Below are 1,935 nucleotides of genomic sequence, written 5' to 3'. Positions count from 1 at the left end.
ACATAAATGTATTTGGCGATGCACCCAAAAACATCATTAATTCAAATTTTAACCGTATATCGAATCAGGGTAAAGTAACCCTAAATTATATGTACCAGAATGGAGGCAAAATTCTATTTGGAACAGACACTCCATCTTCTCCTACTTATGGGAACCCTCCTGGTTACAATGGATATCTTGAAATGATAGAAATGGAAAAAGCTGGAGTTCCTCTAGGGACCATATTAGCCTCCGCAACTATTGAAAATGCAAGAGCTTTTAATTTGGAAAGATCGTATGGTTCCGTTGAAGTCGGTAAAAAAGCTAATATTTTGATTTTAAATAAAAATCCATTGAAAGATATTACCGCCTACAATGACATATCTCAGGTGATAATGAAAGGTATACTATTAGAAAGAGATTCACCTTCTGCTATCGAAGATTAAAAAACGATTGGTAACATTTTGTATAATTCATAACCCCGCAAAGCCATAGCGCAATTCCAAGTTACGATTTATAAATTAACAGTTATCTGTAATTAACAAAAAATGGACATATTTAAATCATATTTAAATAATATTCATAAGGTAAATGAATCAACTCTTGATGAGTATATCTCACTATGGAATGAATTTAACGTTCACAAAAAGCAAACGTTGACGGTTCCTGGACAAACTGAAAAACACCTTTACTTTGTTATTAGTGGCATACAAAAGTCATATTATTTACATAAGGGCAAAGAACATATTATAGCTTTTGCATATGCTCCTTCTTTTAGTGGAATTCCAGAATCCTTTTTTGCTCAAAAGCCTTCTAGATATTATCTGGAAACCATTACATCCTGTAAACTCTTAAGGATTTCCTATGAACATCACCAACTGTTCATGAAAGATAATAGGGGAATTGAAACACTGTTTCGTAAAATCACTGAATTTTTTCTTGACGGAGTTATCCAAAGGCAACATGAAATTATGGCACTGAATATGGAAGACCGTTTTGATGTCTTTGTCAAAAGAAGTCCCCATTTACTCCAATTAATCCCTCAGAAAGATATTGCTTCTTACCTTAGAATTGATGCTACTAATTTTAGCAAGTTGATTAACCGAATCCGCATTTAAAATCTTGGTGCAGACCAAGTTTATTTGTGAATACATGGCCGACCTTTGTTGAATGCAAAATTTAACAACTAAAGTTCGAATTATGGCAAATTTAAGATTCATTCCACTAATAGCATTTATGCTGTTCTCAGGTTGTATTTATTCACAAAATCCTCAAGGTAAAATGACAAATCAGATAATCGTTGAAAAGTTCTTAAACGGCTTTAATGACACCGAAAAAATTCAGGAATCCTTGGCTTTATTGGCTGATGATTACAAATTCAAAAATCCAATGGTTGAACTCAATTCTAAAACAGAGTTTATCGCTTTAGCACAGAAGATAGGTGCAGTACTGACAGGTGTCAACCTTATTAATTTAGCTGAAAACGGGGAATGGGTTGCGGCTTATTATGAATTTAAATCAGCCCTACCCGGACTTGAAAGTAATATGGCTACTGAATGGTTTAGGTTGGAAAATGGTATCATCAAGGAATCTCATTTAATTTATGACGCCTCTGAATGGCGGAAAGTTTATGCGGAAATGGAAAGTAAATAAATGATCATTATAATACTTGCAACCACCAATAATGGTGGTTGCCTTTTTTTGAATATTACAAATCATATGAGCAAGGAATGTAAAAAATAATATTATTACGCTGGAAACCGACTTCTGCACCCTTTGATGGATAGGGACATAGAAATGCTGAGTGAATTGCTTTATGATGATTTAGTATTTGTCATTCCTAATTGACAAATGATAACAAAAGAGATAGATTTAGACAATTATAAATTTGGTAGAATGCAAAAGAAAGCTTATCACTACATGAACAGGAAAATAGGAATGGCAAAAAAGGACAAT

Annotated in this window: 3 protein-coding genes; all 3 read left to right on the top strand. The window is 33.3% G+C overall.

Going from position 1 to position 1,935, the window contains the following annotated elements; translation table 11 throughout:
- On the top strand, positions 1-425 hold a 425-nt coding region (locus tag E1171_RS02125; protein WP_155203619.1), incomplete at its 5' end, for an amidohydrolase family protein.
- Positions 426-527: 102 nt separating this feature from the next.
- Entirely contained in the window at positions 528-1,097 is a 570-nt protein-coding gene (locus E1171_RS02120; RefSeq protein WP_155203617.1) for a Crp/Fnr family transcriptional regulator, read from the top strand.
- 82 nt (positions 1,098-1,179) lie between these two features.
- Entirely contained in the window at positions 1,180-1,632 is a 453-nt protein-coding gene (locus E1171_RS02115; RefSeq protein ID WP_187696193.1) for a nuclear transport factor 2 family protein, read from the top strand.
- Positions 1,633-1,935 lie beyond the last annotated feature (303 nt).

The sequence above is a fragment of the Xanthovirga aplysinae genome (assembly GCF_009711365.1).
Taxonomy (GTDB): Bacteria; Bacteroidota; Bacteroidia; order Cytophagales; family Cyclobacteriaceae; genus Xanthovirga; species Xanthovirga aplysinae.
This window is presented reverse-complemented; position numbering and strand designations above follow the sequence as displayed.

Coding starts and splice junctions, on each gene's coding strand:
- E1171_RS02120 (WP_155203617.1), top strand. CDS start 528: ATGGACATATTTAAATCATATTTAAATAATATTCATAAGGTAAATGAA.
- E1171_RS02115 (WP_187696193.1), top strand. CDS start 1,180: ATGGCAAATTTAAGATTCATTCCACTAATAGCATTTATGCTGTTCTCA.